Source organism: Rhodococcus sp. NPDC057014 (assembly GCF_042673295.1).
In the GTDB taxonomy this organism is placed as follows: Bacteria; Actinomycetota; Actinomycetes; order Mycobacteriales; family Mycobacteriaceae; genus Rhodococcus_F.
In genome coordinates, this window is sequence record NZ_JBHUSF010000539.1 from 1 (window position 1) to 3231 (window position 3231).

Sequence of the window (3231 nt, forward strand, 5' to 3'; positions counted from 1 at the left end):
AGACCCCACCGCCCCGACCACGGTCCCCCGCGACCAGTCGACATCGCCCGGCGACGAACCGCACGCGATGACCGCGGAAGCCGGGCTCTCCGACGTGACGCAGGCACTCCCCGACGCGAATCTGACTCGCATGAAGAACGCGGGCGGCGGCGACTGGCCGCACATGAAACCCGAGGCCAGCAATCTGTGGATGGTCGGCGCCGACAAGACCACCGACGGCACGTCCGTCCTGATGAACGGGCCGCAGTTCGGCTGGTTCAACCCGTCCTATGTGTACGGCGTCGGTTTGCACGGCGCCGGTCTCGACGTCGCAGGCAACACGCCCTATGCCGTCCCGACCGTTCTGTTCGGCACCAACAAGACGATCTCGTGGGGAGCGACCGCCGGGCCGCTCGACGTCAACGATGTCTACCAGGAAGTCCTCGACCCCTCGAACGAGCACGCATACCGATTCGACGGCGAGTACCGCCCGATGGAGATCCGGAACGACACGATCAAGGTGCGCGGCGGAGCGGACGTCGCGTACCCGGTCTACTCGACGGTGCACGGCCGGGTCACCAGCTTCGACACCGCGAACGGAACTGCGTACTCGCTGAAGGAGAGCTGGGCGGGGTACGAGATCCAGTCGCTGGTCGCCTGGATCGACATCATGAAGGCCACCAACTGGGACGAGTTCCTCGAGCAGGCGAAGAAGGTCGCCATCACCATCAACTGGTACTACGCCGACAATCAGGGAAACATCGGCTACGTCTCTCCCGGTCGACTGCCCGTCCGCCCGGCCGGCCAGGACCTGCGGCTTCCCGCGATCGGTGACGGCAGCATGGAGTGGGAGGGCATCCGGCCCTTCGAGGACAACCCGCAGTCGTACAACCCCGAGCAGGGCTACCTGGCGAATTGGAACAACCAGTCCGCGGCAGGCGCGCTCGCCGACGGCTACAACTGGTCCCCCGTCGACCGCGTGCGGGCCATCACCACCCGCCTCGAGGCCAAGGACGAATTCACTCCCGGCGAGATCTGGGACATCAACAGGCAGGCGTCGTTCGCCGACCTCAACATCGACTATCTGCTGCCGTACCTGGATCAGGCCACCGGGCAACTGCCGGACGGCGACCCCGTCGCCTCGGGCGTGAACCTGCTCCGCAACTGGGACGGGCAGGCCACCGACGACAACGCGGACGGCGTCTACGACGGACCGGAACCGGTGATCATGCGCACGTGGCTGCCGATCCTGTTCGATGCGGTGATCCGCGACGACCTTCCGGAAGACGTGTACGCGTCGTATGCGGCGAAGGTCTACCCTGCCGCGGGCACCGCACGTCCCGCCGAGGCGACGAAACTCGTCTACAACGCCTTGCGCGGCGACGAGTCCGGCGTTCCGCAGACCACCGACTTCTTCAACGGAGCGGATCGCCTCTCCGTCCTCCGTTCGACGTTCGGCCAGGCGATGGACCGGCTGCGCGCCGAGCAGGGCCCGGACCCCGCCGGCTGGACGTTGCCGGTCGGCGCGAACCGGTTCGACTTCAAGAACTACCTGGGCGTTCCCCAGACCGGTAGCGACGAGATTCTGTCGCTGTCGCCGTACATGAATCGCGGAACCCAGAATGACCGCATCGTGCTCGGCGACGGCATCGCCGACCTCTGCACCGTCGGGCCGCCCGGCCAGAGTGGTTTCATCGCACCGGACGGCACGCGGTCGCGGCACTACAGCGACCAGATGGACATGTATCGGAACTTCCAGTGCAAGACCGATCCGCTGACCGAACAGTCGGTTGATGCGAACAAGTCGGGCGAGGTGACGTTGAACTAACGGATTCGGCAGTTCGGTACGCACTCCTCATCCCCTGCCGGGGCGGCACGTCCGCCGCCCCGGCGCCCTCGAAGGACATCGACATGACCTCCACGCAGATCTCCGTGACACCGCAGGCGCCCGTCCGGCCGCTGAAGGTGGCCGGCGCCAGTCTCATCGGGACCGCCATCGAGTGGTACGACTACTTCATCTACGGCATGGCCGCCGCGATCGTGTTCGGCCCGCTGTTCTTTCCGTCCTTCTCCTCGATCGCGGGCACCCTGGCCGCGTTCGCGACGTTCTCCGTCGGCTTCGTCGCGCGGCCGATCGGCGGCGTCGTGATGGGCCACTTCGGTGACCGCATCGGACGCAAGTCCATGCTCGTCCTGTCGCTGATGCTGATGGGCGGCGCGACCGTCGGCATCGGACTGCTGCCCACCTACGCCACCATCGGCGTCTGGGCGCCGATTCTGCTGGTCACCCTGCGTTTCATCCAGGGAATCGGGGTCGGCGGAGAGTGGGGCGGCGCCGTGCTGATGGCGGTCGAGCATGCGCCCGCCAACAGGAAGGGCTTCTACGGGAGCTTCCCGCAGATGGGTGTGCCCGGCGGTCTGATCCTGGCAAATCTCGTGTTCCTCGGGGTGTCGACGAGCCTCAGCGAAGAAGCGTTCCTGGCCTGGGGCTGGCGGATCCCGTTCCTGGCCAGCGCCGTGATGGTGCTGATGGGTCTCGTCATCCGATTCACCATCACCGAGAGCCCCGACTTCGAGAAGGTCAAGGACACGCACCGCGATCAGCGACTGCCGATCGTCACCGTGCTGCGGGAGAACCTGCGCGAAGTGCTGCTGTCCGCGGGCGCGTTCGTCGGCATCAACACCGTCGGATACATCTTCATGGCGTACCTGCTGTCCTATTCGACGAAGGTCCTGGGCATGAGCAAGACGCTGGTGCTCGTCTTCACGCTGGTCGCCTCGTTCGTGTGGCTGATCGTCATCCCCCTCGCGTCGATGCTGTCCGACCGGTACGGCCGCCGGCGACTGCTCGTCACCGGTTCGGTCGGGCTGACGATCTGGGCGGCGGCGCTGTTCCCGCTGATCGACCTCGGGAACCCGGCGGTGATGATGATCGCGCTTCTCGGCACGGCCGTGTTCATGGGCATCGTGTACGGGCCGATCGCCGCACTGTTCACCGAATTGTTCAGCGCCGAAGTCCGGTACAGCGGTGCGTCACTCGGCTATCAGATCGGTTCGGTTCTCGGTGGTGGGCTGGCCCCGACGGTGGCCGCCGCGCTGTACGCGAGGTGGGGTTCGTCGGCGCCGATCTCCGTGTACCTCACCGCGGTCACGCTGCTCAGCCTGCTCTGCGTCGTCGCGATCACCCGGAAGGTCCGCGCCTCCGCGTAGCGACAACACGATGGACCACCGTCTCCGCCGCACCGCCCGCCC

2 protein-coding genes are annotated in these 3231 nt (G+C 66.5%); both read left to right on the forward strand.

All coding sequences use genetic code 11. The features are described from left to right. Positions 1 to 1807 (forward strand): penicillin acylase family protein (locus ACFTZB_RS44425; RefSeq protein WP_378442205.1); only part of this gene is annotated, 1807 nt, incomplete at its 5' end. Positions 1808 to 1890: 83 nt separating this feature from the next. Continuing rightward, on the forward strand, positions 1891 to 3189 hold the full coding sequence (locus ACFTZB_RS44430) for an MFS transporter (RefSeq protein ID WP_378442207.1): 1299 nt from the start codon (positions 1891 to 1893) through the stop codon (positions 3187 to 3189). Positions 3190 to 3231 lie beyond the last annotated feature (42 nt).